Source organism: Nocardia goodfellowii (assembly GCF_017875645.1).
In the GTDB taxonomy this organism is placed as follows: domain Bacteria; phylum Actinomycetota; class Actinomycetes; order Mycobacteriales; family Mycobacteriaceae; genus Nocardia; species Nocardia goodfellowii.
Window position 1 is genome coordinate 7,485,040 of sequence record NZ_JAGGMR010000001.1, and the last position, 20,960, is coordinate 7,505,999.

General features: G+C 68.1%; 17 protein-coding genes. 5 read left to right on the forward strand and 12 right to left on the reverse strand.

Annotated elements, in window-relative coordinates; translation table 11 throughout:
- Nucleotides 1-54: 54 nt before the first annotated feature.
- The 12 genes from BJ987_RS34705 to BJ987_RS34760 form a co-directional block, all read right to left on the reverse strand.
- Entirely contained in the window at nucleotides 55-2,688 is a 2,634-nt protein-coding gene (locus BJ987_RS34705) for a ComEC/Rec2 family competence protein (RefSeq protein WP_209897257.1), read from the reverse strand.
- A gap of 298 nt (nucleotides 2,689-2,986) precedes the next feature.
- On the reverse strand, nucleotides 2,987-3,442 hold the full coding sequence (locus tag BJ987_RS38160) for a ComEA family DNA-binding protein (RefSeq protein ID WP_209897258.1): 456 nt from the start codon (nucleotides 3,440-3,442) through the stop codon (nucleotides 2,987-2,989).
- Between the two features lie 1,631 nt (nucleotides 3,443-5,073).
- Nucleotides 5,074-5,736 (reverse strand): transcriptional repressor LexA, encoded by a 663-nt coding sequence (lexA, locus tag BJ987_RS34715; RefSeq protein ID WP_209897259.1) that lies wholly within the window; start codon nucleotides 5,734-5,736, stop codon nucleotides 5,074-5,076.
- Nucleotides 5,737-5,932: 196 nt separating this feature from the next.
- On the reverse strand, nucleotides 5,933-6,775 hold the full coding sequence (locus BJ987_RS34720; protein ID WP_209897260.1) for a DegV family protein: 843 nt from the start codon (nucleotides 6,773-6,775) through the stop codon (nucleotides 5,933-5,935).
- Between the two features lie 3 nt (nucleotides 6,776-6,778).
- On the reverse strand, nucleotides 6,779-7,474 hold the full coding sequence (gene octT, locus BJ987_RS34725; RefSeq protein WP_209899600.1) for a diglucosylglycerate octanoyltransferase: 696 nt from the start codon (nucleotides 7,472-7,474) through the stop codon (nucleotides 6,779-6,781).
- A 1,615-nt stretch (nucleotides 7,475-9,089) separates the two neighbouring features.
- A complete protein-coding gene (locus BJ987_RS34730; RefSeq protein ID WP_209897261.1) occupies nucleotides 9,090-9,758 on the reverse strand; it encodes a histidine phosphatase family protein in 669 nt (222 codons plus the stop codon).
- A 73-nt stretch (nucleotides 9,759-9,831) separates the two neighbouring features.
- On the reverse strand, nucleotides 9,832-10,248 hold the full coding sequence (rsfS, locus tag BJ987_RS34735) for a ribosome silencing factor (protein WP_209897262.1): 417 nt from the start codon (nucleotides 10,246-10,248) through the stop codon (nucleotides 9,832-9,834).
- Nucleotides 10,245-10,883 (reverse strand): nicotinate-nucleotide adenylyltransferase, encoded by a 639-nt coding sequence (gene nadD, locus BJ987_RS34740; protein WP_209897263.1) that lies wholly within the window; start codon nucleotides 10,881-10,883, stop codon nucleotides 10,245-10,247. The genes rsfS and nadD overlap by 4 nt, the downstream gene beginning before the upstream one ends.
- 59 nt (nucleotides 10,884-10,942) lie before the next feature.
- Nucleotides 10,943-11,758 carry a hypothetical protein gene (locus BJ987_RS34745; RefSeq protein WP_209897264.1) on the reverse strand — a complete coding sequence of 272 codons (816 nt, stop codon included), beginning with the start codon at nucleotides 11,756-11,758 and terminating at the stop codon, nucleotides 10,943-10,945.
- Between the two features lie 148 nt (nucleotides 11,759-11,906).
- Nucleotides 11,907-13,307 (reverse strand): vWA domain-containing protein, encoded by a 1,401-nt coding sequence (locus BJ987_RS34750; protein WP_307869847.1) that lies wholly within the window; start codon nucleotides 13,305-13,307, stop codon nucleotides 11,907-11,909.
- A gap of 3 nt (nucleotides 13,308-13,310) precedes the next feature.
- Nucleotides 13,311-14,192 (reverse strand): AAA family ATPase, encoded by an 882-nt coding sequence (locus tag BJ987_RS34755; protein WP_209897265.1) that lies wholly within the window; start codon nucleotides 14,190-14,192, stop codon nucleotides 13,311-13,313.
- 72 nt (nucleotides 14,193-14,264) lie between these two features.
- Nucleotides 14,265-15,530 carry a glutamate-5-semialdehyde dehydrogenase gene (locus BJ987_RS34760; RefSeq protein WP_209897266.1) on the reverse strand — a complete coding sequence of 422 codons (1,266 nt, stop codon included), beginning with the start codon at nucleotides 15,528-15,530 and terminating at the stop codon, nucleotides 14,265-14,267.
- Between the two features lie 71 nt (nucleotides 15,531-15,601).
- Between BJ987_RS34760 and BJ987_RS34765 the strand changes: the two genes are divergently transcribed.
- From BJ987_RS34765 to BJ987_RS34785, 5 genes are all read left to right on the forward strand, one after another.
- Nucleotides 15,602-16,492: a ribokinase gene (locus BJ987_RS34765; RefSeq protein WP_209897267.1), complete on the forward strand. Its 891-nt coding sequence runs from the start codon at nucleotides 15,602-15,604 to the stop codon at nucleotides 16,490-16,492.
- Between the two features lie 184 nt (nucleotides 16,493-16,676).
- Nucleotides 16,677-17,894 (forward strand): alpha-hydroxyketone-type quorum-sensing autoinducer synthase, encoded by a 1,218-nt coding sequence (gene cqsA, locus BJ987_RS34770; RefSeq protein WP_209897268.1) that lies wholly within the window; start codon nucleotides 16,677-16,679, stop codon nucleotides 17,892-17,894.
- A 17-nt stretch (nucleotides 17,895-17,911) separates the two neighbouring features.
- Nucleotides 17,912-19,108, forward strand: coding sequence for a glutamate ABC transporter substrate-binding protein (locus tag BJ987_RS34775; protein ID WP_209897269.1), 1,197 nt, complete (start codon nucleotides 17,912-17,914; stop codon nucleotides 19,106-19,108).
- 77 nt (nucleotides 19,109-19,185) lie between these two features.
- Nucleotides 19,186-20,409: an RtcB family protein gene (locus BJ987_RS34780; protein ID WP_209897270.1), complete on the forward strand. Its 1,224-nt coding sequence runs from the start codon at nucleotides 19,186-19,188 to the stop codon at nucleotides 20,407-20,409.
- A gap of 62 nt (nucleotides 20,410-20,471) precedes the next feature.
- Nucleotides 20,472-20,960 carry a phosphatase domain-containing protein gene (locus BJ987_RS34785; protein ID WP_209897271.1) on the forward strand — a complete coding sequence of 163 codons (489 nt, stop codon included), beginning with the start codon at nucleotides 20,472-20,474 and terminating at the stop codon, nucleotides 20,958-20,960.

Consider the following 20,960-nt stretch of genomic DNA (forward strand, 5'->3'; position numbering starts at 1 on the left):
ACGCTCCTCATTGATAGCGAACTCCTCTCACGATCATAGGTGGATTCCGGGGGACTATCCGCTGGATTTCGAGCGACGGGCAGTAAGCATTCGGACCTGGTTGGCCGTGCCGGCGACGAGGACATCGCCGTGGGTGTCGGTGCGGGCGATGGTGGCGCCCAAAGCCGAGAGTTCCGACAGGATCGCTGGGTGTGGGTGGCCGAAGGTGTTGCGGGCACCCGCGCTGACGATCGCGAGTCTGGGTCGCACCGCGGTCAGGAAATCCTTTGTGGTGGTCCGGGATCCGTGGTGAGGGACTTTCAGGATGTCGGCGTGCACGGTCGCACCGGAGGTGACCAGGCGGCGCTGGGCCGGAGCCTCGATATCGCCGGTGAGCAGGATGCGGCCCACGGGCGTGGTCGCGGCGAGCACTACCGAGCGATCGTTCGCCTCGTCCGGGTCGAGGTCGGGTGCGCGGGACGCGGCGGTGGGAGCGAGCACCTCCAATTCGATTGGGCCGAAGGACATTACCTGTCCAGCTGTCAGTTCGACAGTCGGGATGCTTGCCCGGTGTGCTATCCCGGCGATCTCCGCCGAGGTGGTGACCGGGCTGCGGTGGTGCGAAGGGTGCTCGGGACCAGCAGGATTCGTTCGATCCAGATCGGGATCGGTCGCGGCGCGGTCGTTCTGTGTCCCACCGCAGGCACGGCCGTCCCGATGTGCATCGGCGCAGCTCCGCAGCGCTTCTGCACCGCGAGTTGTCATCTGATTGTCGAGCCCTGCGGCCTGTGTATCTTCCGAACTGCCGCAGCCGGATTCACTGCGAGGCAACTCGTGCGGGCCGACGGCAATGGCGACTACCGTGCGGCCGTGCAGTGCACCGGCCAGCCCGCCGATATGGTCGGCATGGGGATGAGTCAGCACCAGCAGTTCGATTCTGTTGATACGCAGCCGATCCAGGCACGTCCGCATCGGTCGCGGGTCGGGGCCGACGTCGATGACGACGGCACTGCGGTTGCCCAGAGACAGTGCCAACCCGTCGCCTTGACCGACGTCGCAGGCGGCCAGCACCCAGTCATCCGGTGGCCAGCCAGGGTTCCAGATTCGCACCGGTATGAGGACCGCCGCCATCCCGGTCAGCGCCACCATCGTGACCCTGCGCACGAGGGCAGACCGCAACGCCCACACCACCACCGCTACCAGCACCGCGGCGGACATGCCGCCGGCCGCTCCACCCGGTACCGATACCGTCGCGCCGGGCAGGCCCGCCGTCCGTTCGGCCACCGACAGCAGCCACCACAGCGGCGGCGCGGCACAGCGCAGCAGGAGTTCCGCCGGTGCGGCCCAGGCGCACGACAGTGCCGCACCCGCAGCCCCGAGCACCGTGATCGGTGCGATCACCGGAGCCACCAGGACGTTCGCGAGCACCGCCAGCATGCTGACCCGGCCGGTCAGCGCGATCATGATCGGCACCGTGACCACGAACGCTCCTGCCGAGACCGCGACCACCTCGGCCGGCAGTCGCCACCATCCCCGCGACCGCAGCCAATCAGCCCAGCTGGGCGCCAACAGGATCAAACCCGCCGTCGCGAATACCGACAATGCGAATCCGGCCCGCACCGCCAACTCGGGCCACACCGCCAGTAGCCCGATGACAGCCGCGCACAGCGCGGGCAGCGCCTGCTTGCGCCGACCGGTTACCAAAGCCAGCAACGTGATCGCGCCCATGGCCGCGGCCCTCAGCACACTCGGATCCGGCCGGGCGACCACAACGAACATGGCCAACGCACCCGCCGCGACCATCGCCGCGACCCGCGGTCCAAGCGTCAGCATCCGGACTAGGAACAGCACGACGGACAACAAGATCGTGAAGTTCGCACCACTGACTACGCAAAGGTGCTGCAGGCCGGCGATTTCGAAATCTTCGCGCACCGGATCCGGCAACCGCGAGGTGTCACCGATGACCAGCGCGGGCAGCAGCCCCGCCGGATCAGCCGCCAGCGCCTGCCCTGCGGCAGCGGCGAAATCGGCGCGCACCGACGCGGCCGCCCGCTGCCACCACGGCAGCGGGCCAACCACCTTCGGCGGGCCCAACGCTCGCAGCGACGCCACCGTCAGGTCCCGGTGCTGGGGTGGCTCGACCCGCGCACGAACCTGAACCGCCTGACCGGGCAGGACCCGCCCCCATTCCGGCCCGGGCGCCAGAATCACCACCGATCCCCCAGCCCGCACAGTCGTCCCCGCACGCTGGAACTCCACCAACCTCGCCCGCACCAGCCACCGCTGCTCACCGCCGAACGCACTCGCCCGCAACGGTTTCGGATCATCGCTCGGCGTGAGAACAACCTGCACCGACGACCCACCCGCACCCCGCAGCGGATGGGCCGCCACACGCTGTTCGCGCCACGCCGCAGCCGCCGCGAACCCCGCACCCAGCAACACCGCGGACAGCGCCACTACCGCCACTGCCCGCCACCGCTCCGCACGATGCGCCGTCGACCACAACAACAACACCCACAACCCGATGGCTGCCAGCACCAACCCACCCGCCACCATCAGCCCCACCCACCACCCAGCCGTCAGCGCGACAATCGTCGCGGCCCAGCAACACAGCGCCGCGGGTAGCAACCGCGCATCCAATACCGGCGTGGCCGAGCCCTCCCCTTCGATCTCTTGCTCCCGCTCGGCGACCCCACCCCACACCGTCATCCAGCCACCGCCTGGAGACGAACCGCCGCGGCCCCACGCAGCGGACACCTATCCCGCTGTATGTCCGAATGTGCCGCCCCGAATTCGTCTGCGCTCGAATCAACTAGGCGGTCGTTCGCACTCCAGCCACATTCAGATGTTCGGTCTTGGCAGAACCGGGCACCGTTTCCAGAGCTGGCTTCCGCGAGCGATCGTCCCCCGCCAGGTCCCAGCCCAACCCAGTTCGTAACCTCCGGCGAAGACAGCAATAGGTCGACGCCTCGGGATCGAAAGAGGGCGGAGTTTCCGTGCGATCGGTTCATATCCGGACCAGGTCGCGGAGGCGGGCGAGGCGAGCCGGGCCGATTCCGTCTACTTCACCGAGTTGGGTGGGGTCGGTGAACGGCCCGTTTGTAGTACGCCAGGTGATGATGGCGCGGGCGGTGATGGGGCCTACGCCGGGCAGGGCGTCGAGTTCGGACTCGGTCGCGGTGTTGAGATTGAGGCGAGTGGTAGGTGTCGCGCCCTTGGTTGGGGCGGCGGAACTACCTGTGCTGATCGTTCCGCTGCCGAGTTGTGGGGTGCCGGGGGTAGCTGCGGAGGGATTCGTGCCGACGAGAACCTGGTCCCCGTCGAGGAGTCGTTGGGCGAGGTTGAGACCGGTCAGGTCTGCGGTCGGGATCGGCGTGCCCGCAGCGGTGAGAGCGTCGGCGACGCGGGATCCAGCAGGCAGGCGGACCAGGCCAGGACGATGGACGTGACCGACGACACTCACCACCAGTTCGGTAGGCGTGGCTGGTTCCGGAGCCGCAAGATTTGAAGGAGCGTTGTCTGACAGTCCGGCGTTGGCGGAAGGCCGGGCCAGCGCGGTTGTCCGCAGAACTGACAGGGGTGGAACAGTCTGGGCCACAGGGCGTTCCCGCAAAACCACCACCGCCGTGACAACGATCGCGAACAGGCCCACCACCGCGAGGGTCAGCACTCCCCGACGTCCCGAATCCAGCCGCGCGCCCCGGAATCTGTCCGGCACCCAACGATCCCAGCGCCCAGGATGTGGCTTCGGCTCCCGCAGCCAACCCGGTGCTACGACCTCACCGACCCCCTCGCGTGCCCTCGCCGGCCTATCCGCAGGCAGCTCTTCGAGATCCCAGAGATCAGGATCGTCAGACGAATCATCGAAATCCGCACGCGGCGAAGCCCTTTCAAAGGCCGGTGGTCGCAGCGCCTCCCCGGCGAGCACGGCTCCACCCCGACCCCGCTGCCCGTCGCGCCTTCCTACTCCAGCTGATGCACCGTCACCGCCGTGCACCCATGCGGAACGTCGCGCCACACCAGCCGAATTCGTAGCCGCCGTCGCAAACTCGCCAGCTCGCAGGGATTCCGCCGACTCCGCCACCCGCCGAAACCCACCCGACTCCGCCACCCACTCAGATGCCGTCGACTCGGTTACACGACGGTGCCCCGCCAAGTCCGCCTCTCGCCCAGATGCCGTCGACTTCGCGGCCCGCCCAGATCCCGCCAACTCGGCCACCCGCCGAAACGCCGCCGCCTCCGCCACCCGCCCAGATCCGGTCGACTGCACCTTCCGCCGAAATCCGGCCACCTCGGCCACCCGCCCAAATCTCGCCGACTCCGCCACACGCCCGGGCTTCGCCGACTCCGCCTCTCGCCCGGATCCCGCCGATTCGATTTCACGACGGAACCCGACCGAGTCCGCCTGCCGCCCGAATCGCGCCGACTGCGCTTCCCGCCCAGCTCGCGCCGACTGCGCTTCCCTGCGGGATCCCGGCACCTCGGCCACACGCCCGGGTTTCGCCAATCGGCCAGGTCCTGCCACCTCGGGCACCCGCCCAGATCCCGCCGACTCCGCCACACGCCCGGAACCCGCCGACTCCGCCACACGCCCGGATTCCGCTGACTCCGCCACTCGGCCATTCCCCGCCGACTCCGCCACCCGCGGCAACTCCTCCGAACCACCCCCGCCCGCATACGCCGACAACTCGGCGCCACCTGCACGACCAGTTCGCTCACCATGGCGTACGTCCTTCAGGGGCTCCGACGCACGCACGTACCGTTTGCCGCAGGAGGCACCGCCGGCCGTTCTGGGGGTCCAGGGCTGGTTTCGGTTGTCTGTCGGCGGGGTGGGTCGGCCGGTGGTGATCGGGAGGCCGGCGGTTCGGCTGGCGTCGACTCGGGCAGTCAGTGCTCCCAGACGGCGCCGGATTCGTTCGCGTTCGTCGTGTCGTGGCATGGGCGCGACGGTACGTGGAGATCGGTGGGCGGAGAGGCGCGCGAGCTGGGCTTTTGATAGGGCTGGGGATAACTGTGAAGCTGTGGACAACTAGCTCGATCGGCTGGCGGACATGGCGATTCGTTCAGCGGGTCGGCAGGTCAACGCGCGTGGTGTCAGACGCGTCGCATCACTGAAACGACTTTGCCGAGCACCACTGCTTTGTCGCCGTCGATGATGTCGTAGTCCGGGTTGCGGGGTTCCAGGTAGACGTGGCCGTTGCGGCGGCGATAGACCTTGACGGTGGCTTCGCCGTCGATCATGGCGGCGACGATTTCGCCCGAATGCGCTTCGTGCTGTTGGCGGATCACCACGATGTCGCCGTCGCAGATGGCGGCGTCGATCATCGAATCGCCGCGAACGCGCAGGCCGAAGACGGTGCCACGGCCGACCAGATCGCGGGGCAGGGTGAGGGTGTCGTCGGCGTGTTGCTCGGCGAGGATGGGTGTGCCGGCGGCGATGTCGCCGAGTACCGGGACCGCAACCGACGCTTCGGATTCAGTGCGTGACGGGGTCGCCTGCAGGAACATGCGGACGTCGATCGGGCGTGACATGGTCGCGCTGCGGCGCAGAAAGCCGCGGTCCTCCAGGCTCTTCAGATGTTTGGACACCGACGAGGCCGACCGCAGGCCCACAGCGTCACCGATCTCGCGGGTGTTCGGCGCGTAGCCGTGTCGCTGCACCCAGTCCCGGATGGTGGCGAGTATCTGGTGCTGGCGTGGGGGCAACGTCGAAGTGTCGAGGTGGTCGAACCCGTCGAAGTGGTCGTATCCGGTCACCCGCGAATCCTAAAGGGCACGGATCGATTCCAGCGCCAGCCCACGTCGATAATTGGGCGCGTCGAGACGACCGAGGGCCCCAACCATGTCCGCGGCGACCTGCCGGAGACGCAGACAGCGACACTCGGCCCTGTGCGATTCGTCGCATGTAGGCAGCTGCGGTTGCTGATCGGTGCCTGAACCTCAGGCGGGTCGGTCAGCCACACCCGCCCGGAACCACCAGAACGCCGACCGCCCCGGCCCCGAGGTGCACGCCGAGGGCAGGCCCGAACTCGTTGATGATGAGCTCTCGGATGCCGGGCACGGTTTCGCGCAGTTGCGTGGCAAGGGTTTCCGCCGCGTCCGGCGCGCCGAGATGCTGCACCGCGACGGCGACACCGTCGTCGCCTGCCGCGTCCACCGCTGCCGCGACGAGTTTCGCGTAGGCCTTGGAGCGGGTGCGGACTTTTTCCCGCAGTTCGAGCTTGCCGCCCACGATCTGCAGTAGTGGTTTGGTGACCAGTTCGCTGCCGAAAAACGCTGCCGCGCTGCTCAACCGGCCACCGCGGCGCAGCTGTTCGGTGCGATTGACGAGGATGAACGTGCGGGCGCGACTGGACGCGGCGACCGCGGTGTCGTAGACGACATCTCGTGCCGCGCCGGCCCGTGCCCGGCGGGCGGCGGCGAGCACGGGCAATCCGGTGGCCAGGCCCGCGCCGAGCGAATCGACGAGGTGGATGCGGTCGCCGGCGTCCAAGTCACGCACAGCCTGCCGGCCTGCTTCCCAGGTGCCGGACAGCTGTCGCGAAATGTGCACGGCGACAACCCCGTCACCGCCGCTGCGGGCCAGCGCCGCCTCATAGGCGGCACGCATCTCGCCGGGTGAAGGCGCGGAGGTCGTCACCGTGTCGGCGCTGTAGTCGATGTCGATGGGATCGACGCCCTCCCGTACCGCCCGGTCCCCGACCAGGACGTGCAGGGGCACGACGTCGATGTCCAGCTCGGCGGTGAGGGCGGCAGGCAGGCTTGCGGACGAATCGGTGACGACCACGACGGCCACGGACTACCGAACCTCCTGCAAGGTCTTCACCATCGCGGTGGCCACGGCGGTGTGCCCGGCCCAGCCCCAGTGGATGCCGTCCGGATTCGCCTCACCGGAGAAGATGTTCTCACGCACCGCTTCTCCGAGATCGACCAGCGGCACCGAGGTGCGCGCCGACCAGGCCTGCAACGCTCTCACCGCGCGCGGACGGCCGCGGTGCACGCGCCCGTAGGCGGCACAGTTGTGCACCGACGGCAGCACACCGATGAACGGCAGATCGGGACGCAACTGCGCCAGCGCTTCCCGCGACTGCTCCAGATAGTCGACGCTGACGCGCGGCGGAAGTGCCACGGGGCGGCCGAGTTTCGCGAGCTTGGGTTGCAGCCAGTTGTAGGTGGCTCGGACGATCCGGCGCAGACGCGGCGGTCGCACGTAGCGGATCTGCTCGCGCAGCGCGGTCGGCAACGGCGACGGCAGGCTGTCCATGCCGCCGACGGCGAACACCACCGCACCCGCGTGTGGGACCGCGGCCCACACCCGAGGGTCGCCGATCAACGCCCAGTAGGCGTCGCGGCAGGTCCAGCCGATCCGACCGACCAACTCGACATCCCAATCGAGTTCGGCGGCAACGAGGTTCGGCCAGATCCTCGGATCGTCGGCGGGCAAGCCGCCCTTGGGGCCGAAATAGGACAGCGAATCGGCGATCACCAGCAGCACCGGTCGCTTCGATTGCTTTGCGCCGACGGCGGTTTCGGCGGCAGCCGCCGGCGTCGCGGACGCCGCGACCGAGATCTGCGCCTCGGCGTCGGCCGGAGAGACGCGACCGGTGGCCGGAGCGACGAGATCGGACTTAGCCGGAGCAACCAGACCGGCAACCTTCGAAGTGACGGAATCAGCTTCTGCCGGGGCGACCGAATCGGCTCCCGCCGAGGTGACGGAATCGGCTTCAGCCGGAGCAACCACGCCAGCAGTGGCCGTAGTGACGGAATCTGCTCCCGCCGGAACGACCACGCCAGCAGCCCCCGGAGTGACGGAATCAGCTCCCGCCGGAACAACCAGACCAGCAGTGGCCGGAGCACCGGAATCGGCCCCATGACCAGCGACTCCCGGAGCAGCCGCATCGGCTCTCAGCGGAACCACCAGACCAGCCGCTACGGGGGCGACGGAGGCAACGGCAGCTGGATTAACTACACCGGTTGCGGTCGGAGTAAGCGCATCGGATCCGGCAGGTGGCGGCTCTGCTTCCGCCGGGGGAATGGCGGGATCGACCGTATCGGCGGCGGCCGCGTCCACCGGTGTTGAAAGGTTGGTCGGGTCGGCAGCCGAATCAACTTCTGCGGGAGCGAATTCAGTGGTTCTTGCCGGGGCGACTCGCTCGGTGTCCGCCGCCGAGCCAGGGTCGGATTCGGCAGGGCCCGCGAGTTCGCCTGCGGCGGCAACAGATTCCAGCTTGGATGCATCCGGGGAGCCGCCCACTCGATTACCCATGTCCGCAGCTCCGGTATCCACCTTCGCAGATCCGGGATTCACACCCCGGGCTTCGGTGTTCATCTCGGCAGCTTCGACATTCGCGCCCGCAGCCGCGGTGTTCGCGCCCGAAACTGCGGCGTCCACGCCCGCAGCCTCCATGTTCGCGTCCGTAGCTTGAATGTTCCCGTCCGAAACTGCGGCCTTCACGCCGGCAGCCGCGGTGTTCGCTTCCGCAGCTTCAATGGCGCCCAGAGCTTCAATGTTCGCGTCCGAAGCTACGGCTTTCGCATCCGCAGTTTCAATGTTCGCGTCAGCAGTTTCGGTGTTGGCGTTCGCGGTTTCCCTGTCCGCGTCCGCGGATTTCCTGTCCGCGCCCGCGGCTTCGGTATTCACCTCCGCGGCTTCAGTCGTCACGCCAGCGGCTTCGGCCTTCCCTGTGCCACTGCTCGCGGCCTCAACCGCTGATTCACTCACCCCGGCGGCCCCCGCGACACCACCCCGCCCGGAGTCCTCCGTGCCATCACCAGCTTCAGCCGAATCACCAGACCCCGCAACCGTTCCCGCGCGCTCGCCGGTCCCAACCGGGTCGACCTCCGCAACGGCGTTCTCGCCCGATTCCGGCACCTTGGGCGACGGCGGTGGTCCGAACAGCGCATCCGGCAACTGCCGCTGGGCTTTTCGTGTCACCTGCTTGAAGAGCTCGTCCGGGACCGACCGAATCGGCTCCTCGGCATCGGCTTTCTTCGACGCCCTGGCCGGTTTCGGCGCGGGCGCCGGACCGAACAGGGCATCGGGGAGTTGTCGCTCAGCCTTTGCCGTGACCTTCTTGAACAACTCGTCCGGTACCGACTTGATCGGCTCTTCAGAGGACATCGGGAGCTACCTTCGCCGCTGCGTTCCACACATCGAGGCGCCACCCGGGCTGGTCGATACCTGGACCGTGGCTGCTCAGTTGCACCCAGCTGGTATTGGCCAGTCCACCGAGGACCGGCCAGTTCTGTGGCGGCAAGTCGAGCAGCGCGGCCGTAAGGGCGGCGATCAGCCCGCCGTGCGCAACCAGGATGATAGTCCGGCCGGGCCAATCCTGTCGCTCGGAGAACAATTCCCGCACCACGGGCAGGGCACGCGCGCCCACTTCGAGTTTACTTTCGCCGTTCGGCGGCCGGTAGTCGGCGTTGAGCCGCCACTCCACGCGGGCCCCGGGATAGTCGGCGTCGACTTCCAGATGAGTCAGGCCCTCCCAGTCGCCGAGATGGGTTTCGCGCAGCCGCCGGTCCAGCACCACGGGCACATCGGTGTGTTCGGACAGGGCCAGCGCGGTGTCGTGGGCACGGCGCAGATCCGACGAGACGATGGCGATCGCATTGCGCGACACCAGCTCTCGGGCCGCTTCTTTCGCCTGCCTACGACCGAGTTCGGTGAGATCGGTATCGATCTGCCCCTGCATCCGGTCGGCGGCGTTCCATTCGGTCTGCCCGTGCCGCAGTAAGATCAGGGTGCGTACACCGGCCTGTCTCCATGCTCGACTCATGCCTGTGCCTCGCCGTCGCTCGGCTTTGCCACGCGCCCGGCACGCCGGCACACGGTCCGCTCGCTGCGCTCACTCACTCGTCCGCGTCCGCCGCTTCCGAAGCCGTCGCAGCGCCATTGGCTCCCGGCTCGCCGATACCCTCCACCGGAACGACCGGGCAGTCCTTCCACAGACGTTCCAGCGCATAGTAATTGCGCTCATCGTTGTGCTGGACGTGCACCACCACGTCGACATAGTCGAGCAGCGCCCAGCGACCCTCGCGGGTGCCTTCACGGCGTACCGGCTTGTGCCCGGCCACCCGCAGCTTCTCCTCGATATTGTCGACGATCGCGTTGACCTGGCGCTCGTTCGGCGCGGAGGCGATGACGAAGCAGTCGGTGATCACCAGCTGCTCGGAGACGTCGAGCACCACCACGTCGGAGGCCAGCTTCTCGTCCGCCGCGCGCGCGGCGACCTGCGCCATTTCAACCGCTTCGGCCGTTGCCGTCACTTGGCTACCTTCCGTTCCGCGGGCTCATACAGGCGCCGCTTCGATATGTATTGCACTACGCCGTCCGCAACGAGGTACCACACCGGCCGGCCTTCGGCGGCCCGGCGGCGGCATTCGCTGGACGAGATCGCCAGTGCGGGAATTTCGATCATGGTGACCGCGTCCGCCGGGAGGTCCCGCAGATGTTCGGTCAGATGATCGGTGTTCAGTTCGTACCCCGGCCTGCTCACCCCGACGAACTTGGCCAGTTCGAACAGTTCGGCCCAATCCTGCCATGTGAGGATGTTGGACAGTGCGTCCGCACCGGTGATGAAGTACAGCTCGGCGTCGGGGTGCTGGGCGCGCATCTCGCGCAGGGTGTCCACGGTGTAGGTCACCTTGCCGCGATCGATGTCGGCGCGACTGACCGAGAACCGCGGATTCGAGGCGGTCGCGATGACCGTCATCAGGTAGCGGTCCTCGCCCGGGCTGACCTGGCGGTCGGCCTTCTGCCACGGCTGCCCGGTCGGCACGAATATCACTTCGTCCAGGTCGAAACGATGCTGGACCTCGCTGGCAGCGACGAGGTGGCCGTGATGGATGGGATCGAACGTCCCGCCCATCACCCCCAGCTTGCGCCGCCTTGTTTTCTGCATGACTCGCGAGCTTAGCGTCCGGCTACGATGCGCTCGCGCCCGCGCGGGTTTCCGGCGGCCTACTGCTCCTCCATGTCCGCGAGCTGTCTGCGCGTGTGCGCCAGCTCGTTCCGTATCGCCGCGGAGGGCTCGGTTCGTTCCAGCTGTTCGAGTTCCGCCAGCAACCCCCGCATCGCCGCCGGGCCGCCGGAGTCGGCCGGGTTGCTCCAGAACTGCAGCCAGGCCGCCGAGCGGAGGCAGCGGGCTCGCTTGGTCACCTGTCCGAGGTCGCCCCAGAGTTGGGCTGCTCGGCGGTAGACGAGTTGGGCCTGGTCGTCTTCGCCGCCGCAATCCAGTGCGGAGGCGGCGGACCAGGTCAGTTCGGCGTGCAGTTCCCGGCGGGCGGGGTCGGGCTGTACCAGCCGGGCTCCCTCGATGAATTGGTGGGCCGCTTCGCGGTATCGCCCGAGCAGTTTCAAGGATCTGCCGTACTGGCTGAGTACCAGGGCCATCTCCGCCGGCGGGTATGGTGCGGCGCCGGCCGTGAACGGGACGGCGAACGCGGCCGCGGCGGCGCTGTGCTGTCCGGCCCGGTGCAAGGCCCGCGCGGCGACGAAGGTCAGGTGCATGGCATCGGCTTCGGAGATCGCCGCCCACCGCGTCGCCGCCTCCCGTGCGGCCGCGGCGAGTTCGGTCTCACGGCCCCGCTGCCCGGATATCACCATCACCAACTGCGAACTCAACCGTGCCAGGTGTTCGGGAGGCAGAATGCCCTCGCCTCGGGAAAGAGCCTGCCGCAGATACTTTTCCGCATCCCCCGGTTGGTCCAGCAGTCGCATCGCGGCCTGATCCGCCAGCCGGACCGCCTCCAGCGCCTCCCCGTCACTGCCCGGCACGGCACACCCGCTGCCGCACGCGAAGCACTCGCCCCGTCAACACTTCATTGTTCCCCGCCACACCGCTGACGCTCGGCGTTCTCTTCACCATGGGTGCGGATCATGAGCCGCACCGCCAAAAGTTCTCTTAACGAAGACTGATGGTCCGCTATACCGGGAGCAGCCGGGACACCACTTCGGTGAGCTGGCGGGCCGAGCGGCATTCGTGCATATCGATGACCTGGCCGTATTTGTCGGCGGCGGAATCGCCGGAGCCCCATTGGCTTCGGGGTTCCGGGTTGAGCCAATGCGCGTGTTTGGCGGTGTCGGTCAGCGTGCTCAGCGTGGCGAGTTCGGGGTCGCGGTAGTTGGTGCGGGCGTCACCCAGGATGAGCAGGGAGCTGCGACTGGTGACGGCGTCGGGATATCTGCGGGCGAAGCTCGCCAGGGCATTGCCGTAGTCGGAGTGCCCGTCGAGGCCGACGACGCCGGATTCGGTGAAGATCCGCGTCATCGCCTGATCCAGCGGCGTCCGCGGGTCGAAGAAATGGGTGACCTCGTCGACCTGATCCACGAAGGCGAAGATGCGGACGCGGGAGAACTGTTCGCGCAGCGCGCTGACCAGCAGCAGGGTGAAGCTGCTGAAACCGGCGACCGAGCCGGAGACATCGCACAGCAGAACGAGTTCCGGGCGACCCGGCCGGGGCTTCCGCGTGACCAGATCGATGGGGACGCCACCGGTGGACATCGACTTCCGCAGCGTCTTCCGCAGATCGATCTCGCCGCGGCGCGAATGCTTGCGGCGCACCGCGAGCCGGGAGGCGAGTATGCGCGCCAGACGCTGGCTACTGCGCTTGAGCTCGGTCAGCTCGCGCTCGGAGGCGCGCAGGAAATCGACGTCTTCGGCTTGGCGGGCGACGCCGTATCCGGCCACCCGCTCCCGGCCGATGCGCTCGGCGACGCGCCGGCGGGTTTCGGCTTCGACCGAGGCCCGGAAACCGTCGATGCGCTGCCGGGCGGCGCGGCGGGCGATCTCGGTGTCGAAATCGCTTCCGCCGACTCCGTTGGCGAGTCCGGCCAGAATTTTCGCGAGCAGTGTCTGCGGCTGCACCTCACGTAAGGCCTGATACGCGGAAAAGGACGGTCCCTGCGCGGACTGATATTGGCCGAGCTGCTCGACCAGCTGCGCGGCGATCTGTTCCAGACGCTCCGAAGCGTCTTCCCGCGCAAGCAGTTCCGCGAGCATCTCGCGCAGGGCGGGAATATCGATATCGCCGGTGTGGGTGCGCGGCAGATCGGTGTCCTCGATCGCGCTGCGCTGCCCGATGGCCACCGGGAACCACAGATCGAACAATCCGTCGAAGGTGGCCCGGTGGGTGGTGCGGCGCAGCAGCGCGCATGCCAGCCCCTCGCGCAGCACCTCACGGTCCATCAGGTCGAGCACGGTCACCACCTGGCCCGCGTCCACGGTCTCCGACGGCCCGACCGGAATTCCGCGGGCCCGCAACGCTTCGACGAAACCGACGAGATGACCGGGCAGCCCGTGCGGAGCCGCCAACTCGGGGCCCACGGTTCAGGCCAGTTTCAGTTCGGCCAGCGCGCGCTGGTGGTCGGCCTGATGTTTGAGCACCACGCCCAGGGTGGCGCGCACCGTGGCATCGTCCATGTCCTGCATGCCGAGCGCGAGCAGCGTCCGGCCCCAGTCGATGGATTCCGCGACCGAGGGCAGCTTCTTCAACTGCATCCCGCGCAGCACGTGCACGATCCGGACCAGCTGCGCGGCGACCGCGGCGGAGAGCTCCGGTACCCGGCTGGCCAGGATGCGCCGTTCCAACTCCTCGTCCGGGAAATCCAGGTGCAAGTAGAGGCAGCGGCGCTTCAAAGCTTCGGACAGCTCGCGGGTGGCGTTGGAGGTGAGCACCACGAACGGCTTGCGGGTCGCGGTGATGGTGCCCAATTCCGGCACGGTGACCGCGAAATCGCTGAGCACCTCCAGCAGCAGGCCCTCGATCTCGACGTCGGCCTTGTCGGTCTCGTCGATCAGCAGCACCGTCGGGTCGGCGCGGCGGATGGCGGTCAGCAGGGGCCGGGAGAGCAGGAACTCCTCGGTGAAAACGTCGGCTTTGGTTTCCTGCCAATCGTTTTCACTGGAGGCCTGGATCCGCAGGATCTGCTTGGCGTGATTCCACTCGTAGAGCGCACGGGCCTCGTCGACGCCCTCGTAGCACTGCAGGCGCACCAGCTCCGCGCCCGCGGTCTGCGCGACGGCGCGAGCCAGCTCGGTCTTGCCGACCCCGGCGGGACCTTCGATCAGCAGCGGCTTGCCGAGCCGGTCAGCGAGGAACACCGACGTCGCCGTCGCCTTGTCCGCCAGATAGCCGGTGCTCGCCAGCCGGTCGATCACATCCTCGACCGAGCTGAAGATCGGCGCCTGAACCGCGCTTTCGGAACCCACGTGGTGTCCTTCCTTCTAAACCCTCCCTCAGGCTAGCCTTACGCGCCCTGGCGGCCGCCATCCCCGTGGCGGCTAGACCGGACGGACCTGCCCGTCACCCCAGACGATCCACTTGGTGGAGGTGAGTTCGGGCAGGGCCATCGGCCCGCGGGCGTGCAGTTTCTGGGTGGAGATGCCGATCTCGGCGCCGAAACCGAACTGCTCGCCGTCGGTGAACGCGGTGGAGGCGTTGACCATGACCGCGGCCGCGTCCACCCGGGTGGTGAACTCCCGGGCCGCCGCCAGATCGGCGGTGACGATGGCCTCGGTGTGCCCGGTACCCCAGGTGTTGATGTGCTCGACCGCGCCGTCCAGGTCGGGGACGACCTTGAGCGCGATGTCGAGGCTGAGGTATTCCTCGCCCCAGTCCTTGTCGTCGGCGGGAACCAGGCCCGGCAGATCGCCGTGCACGGTGACCCCGTGCTTTTCCAGCGCCTCGATCAGCTTGGGCACCGCGGTGGTCGCGATGGCGTCGTCGATCAGCACCGTCTCGGCGGTATTACAGACGCTGGGCCGGCGGGTCTTGGCGTTGATCAGGATCTGCTCGGCCATGTCCAGGTCGGCGGCGGCGTGCACGTAGACGTGGCAGTTGCCGGTGCCGGTCTCGATGGTGGGCACCTGTGCGTCGCGGACGACGGCGTTGATCAGGCCGGCGCCGCCGCGCGGGATGACCACGTCGACCAGGCCGCGCGCCTGGATCAGATGCGTCACGCTGGAGCGGTCGTGGCTGGGCAGCAGCTGGACCGAGTCGGCCGGAAGACCCTGGGCGGCAAGCGCTTCGCGCAGCACCCGCACCAGCGCGGCGTTGGAGTGCGCGGCGGAGGAGGAGCCGCGCAGCAGGGCCGCGTTCCCGGACTTCAACGTCAGCCCGAAGGCATCGACGGTGACATTCGGCCGTGCTTCATAGACCATGCCGACCACGCCGAGCGGCACCCGCGTCTGCCGGATCTCCAGACCGTTGGGCAGCGTCGACCCGCGCACCACGACGCCGACCGGATCCGGCAGGCCCGCCACCTGGCGCAGACCGGAGGCGATGCCGTCGATGCGCGGCTTGCTCAGCCGCAAGCGGTCCAGCAGCGATTCCTCGGTGCCGGCCGCCTGCGCGGTCGCGATGTCCTCGGCGTTGGCCGCGAGCACGTCATCGGCCGCGGCGAGCAGCGCGTCGGCGGCGGCGTGCAACGCGTCGTTCTTCTGGGCGGTGGTCAGCTGGGCCAAGACGCGGGACGCGACGCGAGCCTTTCGCGCGGCCTCGTGCACCACCTCGCGGGTATCGATCTCGGTCGTCGTTCCTGCATTCATGGGGTACAGCCTACTGACCGCGTCGACTCGAAATAACGGCGGATATCCGGCATCGGGACTACCGTCGCGGCATGACGAAGCCGCCCAGGGTCGCCGTGCTCGGCAGTATCAATATGGACCTGGTCTGTACGACCGAGCAGCGACCGGAGCCGGGTGAAACGGTGCTGGGCACCGGGTTCACCATGGTTCCCGGCGGCAAGGGCGCCAACCAGGCGATCGCGGCACGGCGGTCCGACGCGCTGGTAGAGTTCCTGGGCGCGGTCGGCCGGGACATGTTCAGCACACCGCTGCGCCAGGTGCTCACCGATTCCGATGTCGGTGCCGCGCGGTTGCGGTCGCTGCCGGGCTCCAGCGGGGTCGCCACGATCGTGGTCGAGCAGGGTGGCGAGAACAGCATCATCGTGACGCCCGGCGCCAACGCGCAGCTCACCGAGCTCGACGAGTTGGACCTCCAGAGCATCGCCGAGGCCGATATTCTGTTGTGCCAGTTGGAGATTCCGATCGACACGGTGACCGCCGGCGCGCGGCATGCGCGCGCCCACGGGACCACGGTGATCGTGAATCCGTCACCGGTACGCGAACTGCCCGACGAGCTCTGGCGCGACATCGATGTGGCAGTGGTGAATTCGGGCGAATCGGATCGGTTGGGCGAAACGCTCGACCGGGTCGCCCATGTGATCACCACGCGCGGCGCGAACGGAGCGGATTACCGCGGACCGGACGAAGATTTCCACTGCTCCAGCCCGAAGGTTCGAGTCGTCGATACCACCGGCGCCGGGGACGCCTTCACCGGTGCGCTCGCGGCCGCCTGGCATCGCGGACCGCGGCGGGCCTTGGCCTGGGCGTGTGCCGCGGGTGCGCTCGCGGCCACCGAACTGGGTGCGAGCAAGTCCATCCCGGACGCGGACGCCATCGCCGCGCTGCTCGACGACTCGGCGCTCGACTCCAGAAGCGACCGCTAGGTCTATCAAGGCGAATACCCTTCCGCCCCACCCGTTTCGAGGTCGACCGACCAGCACGCTTCGCGCGCCCGCCGGAAGCGATTCAGCCGCCGCGAATTCGGCCGAACTTCCGCACGACACGAGTGCCGGTGGTTCAATCACACGCGATGCTCTCGAGTAGCTAGACAGTGAAGGGAGTTCGTCTGTGATTCCCACTATCGCCGATCGGGTGCAGAGCCGAGTCGATCGCTTCTCTTACGGCCGCGTTGTCGGCGAGTGGGGTGGCCGGCATCTGCTACACGGCCTGCCACCCGGACCGGATGCTGTACTCCTGAATAGCAACGATTACCTGGGCCTCGCGGGCGACCCGCGGATCGCCGAGGCCATGTGCGCGGCCCTCGCGGCGGGCGGCGGGCCGTTCACCTCGGGCGCCTTCGTACACGGCGAGCACCCCCAGGTCACGGTGGAACGCGAGTTAGCTGACCATATGCGGGCTCCCGCCGGAATCCTCTGCCAGTCCGGCTGGGACGCGAATATCGGTCTGCTGCAATCGATTGCGGATCCACGCACGCCGGTCTATCTCGACAGCCTCGCGCACATGTCGATGTGGCACGGCGCGAAAGCGGCCGGCGCGCCGATTCACCCGTTCCGGCACAACTTCCCCGGCCACCTGCGCGAGGAGATCCGCACCTACGGGCCCGGCATCATCGCGGTCGATTCCATCTACAGCACCAATGGATCACGCGCGCCGCTGGCCCAGCTCTGCGATGTCGCCGAGCAGACCGGCAGCCTGCTCGTCGTCGACGAATCGCGCTCGCTGGGCACCGACGGACCACTCGGCGCCGGATCGGTGGTGGCGCTCGGGCTCACCGAACGGGTCCCCTTTCGCGTCGCCAGCCTGTCCGGGGCGCTGGCCGGTCGGGCCGGGTTCGTGGCGGCCAACGGCTTGGATTTCGTCGACTACTTCCGGTTGGAGTCCTTCCCGTCGGTGTTCTCCGGCACCCTGCTGTCACACGATCTCGCCGGGATCTCCGCCGCGCTCGCCGCGGCCCGCGCCGACGACTGGCGCCGGGAACGACTCGTCCTGCTCGCCGAGCGGGTTCGTAATGCCCTGAGCGCCTTGGGCTTCGATCTGGAATCGGCGGCAAGTCATATCGTCTCGTTGCAGGCCGGGCCGGACCTGCGTGCCCTGGCCATCCGCGACTTCCTGGAAGCGCGCGGCATTTTCGGCAGCGTGCTCTGTCCGCCCGCCACCGCGCGCCACCGCACCGTCATCCGCTTCTGCCTGCACGCCACCCTCACCGACACCGACGTCGACCGAATCATTCAGGCCTGCACCGAAGTCCGCGACGCGTTCGGCCCGATACCGCCCACCGCGCCCATTCGCACCACCGCGCCCGTACCCAACCAATCCACCGTCTAGACAGGAGATCCGACTCGATGAAGCGTTCGATCCTTGCTGTCCCCCTCATGGCCGCCCTGCTGCCCGTCGCGTGTGCCCGCTCGGAGGTCGCGGCGCCGGAATACGTGGTCGGCATCAAGTACGACCAGCCGGGGCTGTCACTCATGGCGAAGGGCGGGCCGCGCGGATTCGACGTGGAGGTCGCGAACTACATCGCCGCGCATCTCGGCACCGAACCCGGGGAAATCACCTGGGTGGAGGCGCCGACGAGCAAGCGGGAAGACCTGCTGCGCGGCGGCGACGTCGATTTCGTCGTCGGGTCGTACTCCATCACCGCCGAAAGGCTCCGGCAGGTCGCCTTCGCCGGACCGTATTTCGTTGCGGGCCAGGATCTCCTGGTCCGCGCGGCGGAAACGACCATCGACCGGCCGGAAGATCTCAACGGGCGCACCGTGTGCTCGGTCGCGGGTTCCACCTCGGCGGACAAGATCAAGCAGGACTTCGCCACCGGTGTGAAACTCACTACCCGCGAAGGCTTTTCGCCGTGCGTGGACGACCTGCGCGCCCGCAGGGTCGACGCGGTGACCGCCGACGACGTCATCCTCGCGGGCTACGCCGCCCAGTCCCCGGGAGAACTGCGCGTTGTCGGCCATCCCTTCACCCGGGAACGCTATGGCGTCGGCGTGCGCAAAGGTGACACCGAACTTCAGTCCAAGATCACCGCCGCGATCCAGTCCATGATCGCCGACGGCAGCTGGGACCGCGCGGTCCGGACCCACCTCGCTCCCTCGGGGTACACCCCGCTTCCGGCTCCACCGGTCTTCACCGCCACCGACGCGCGGATCCAGCCCGGCGATCCGGCCACCCTGGACCCCGCGTTGATCCGGACCGTCAGCCAGCTCACCGAAGCGGCCAACACCCAGCAATGGGAAACCTTCGACTCCATGATCTGCCCCGAGGCCTCCCCCGCGGTCAGTTCCTTCGTCATGCAGTACACGCCGCAGTACGACAACCATCTCGGCCCGGAAGTCATGGACGCCGACTACCGGCACACCGCCACCGGCATCGCCCAGCACACCCCCGACTCGGCCACCTTCCTGGCCCGCGAAACCTTCAGCAATATCCCCGCCAAATACCGGCAGTACTTCAAGGACATCGATTACGCCGCCACCATGACCCGCCGGGACGGGCAGTGGCGGTTGTGCGGGCTGGCGGCGGACTTCGTCGAGTCCTGAGCTGCGAATAATTCGAGTGCGTGGCCGCGGCGCGATCCCTATCGTCGATCTCGTAGACAAACGAGAGGATCGAAGACATGTTTCCCGTCGAGCTGCGCGGTACCCGGGCGCAGACGCTCATGTGGGCCCACGAGCACGAGGTCGAACAGGCCGCGCTGCAACAGTTGCGCAACATCGCCCAACTGAAATGGGTGCACGGCGTCCGCGTCATGCCGGACGTGCATCTCGGTAAGGGTGCGACCGTCGGATCCGTGATCGCGATGCGGGACGCGGTCGCGCCCGCCGCGGTGGGGGTCGATATCGGCTGCGGCATGGAGAGCGTGCGAACCGATCTGACCGCGGCCGACCTGCCCGAGGATCTGCGTTCGCTGCGGTCCCGGATCGAGGCGGCGGTCCCGGTCGGTTTCGCGGCGCACAAGGAACCTGTCGACGTGCGCAAGCTCGACGCCCAGCTGGTCGGCTCGCACGGCGAAGCGGCCAAGCGGACGCGCGGCTGGCAACAGTTCTGGTCGGCGTTCGGCGAGCTGCACCCCGGTGTGCAGGCGCTGGAAGCCAAGGCGCACAAGCAGATGGGTTCCATGGGCGGCGGCAATCACTTTGCCGAACTGTGTGTGGACGCAGACGATTCCGTGTGGATTCTGCTGCACTCGGGCAGCCGCAACATCGGCAAGGAACTCGCCGAGCGGCATATGGCGATCGCGCGCAAGTTGGACCACAACGTGGATCTGCCGGATCGCGATCTGGCCGTATTCCTTTCCGGGACTACGGAAATGGCTGCCTACCGGCGCGACCTGACCTGGGCCCAGGAATTCGCCGCGCGCAACCGCGCGGTGATGCTGGCCCTGATCTGCCAGGCGGTGCGGGACGAATTCGCCGGGCGCGAAGTGCGTTTCGACGAGCCCATCTCGTGCCACCACAATTATGTGGCCGAGGAGCTGATCGACGGCGTGCCCATGCTGGTGACCAGGAAGGGCGCCGTGCGCGCGGGCGCCGGTGAGCTGGCGTTGATTCCGGGGTCCATGGGGACGCGGTCGTATGTGGTGCGCGGCAAGGGGAATCCGGCCTCGTTCCAGTCCGCGTCGCATGGGGCGGGACGGCGGATGAGCCGGAACGCGGCAAAGCGGCAGTTCACGGTCGCGGATCTGGTCGCGCAGACCGAGGGCGTCGAATCGCGCAAGGACGCGGGCGTGGTCGATGAGATCCCGGCCGCGTACAAGGACATCGACCAGGTGATCGCGGCACAGCGAGATCTGGTGGATGTGGTTGCCACGTTGCGTCAGGTGCTGTGCGTAAAGGGCTGACAAACGAACCGGCCCCGGCAGGCTTGCCGGGGTCCGGTTCGGCTCGGCCATAGGGTGGCGGTGTGGGATCATCTCGACGGCCGTTGGCCGTGTTCGACCTCGACAACACCCTGGCCGACACCGCGCATCGGCAGCGGTTCCTGGAACGGTCACCGCGGGATTGGGCGGCGTTCTTCGCCGCCGCGCCGCATGATCCACCGCTCGCGGAGGGGGTGCGGCTGCTGCGGGCGAGTGCGCGGGAGTGCGAGATCACCTACCTGTCCGGCCGACCGGAGCGTTGCCGGGCGGACACTCTGACCTGGCTTTCCGAGCACGGTCTGCCCCAAGGGCGAATCTTCCTGCGGCGCAACGCTGATCGCAGACCCGCCCGCCACGCCAAACTCGAGGTGCTGCGCCGGCTGTCCCGCGGCCGGGACATTCGGATGCTGGTCGATGACGACGAACTGGTGTGCGTGGCCGCGGAACGAGCGGGTTTCCGGGTGATCCGGGCACGGTGGGCCACCGCGTCCACGACGCTGCGCCAGGCGCAGGAGACCGACGGCCGGACCTGA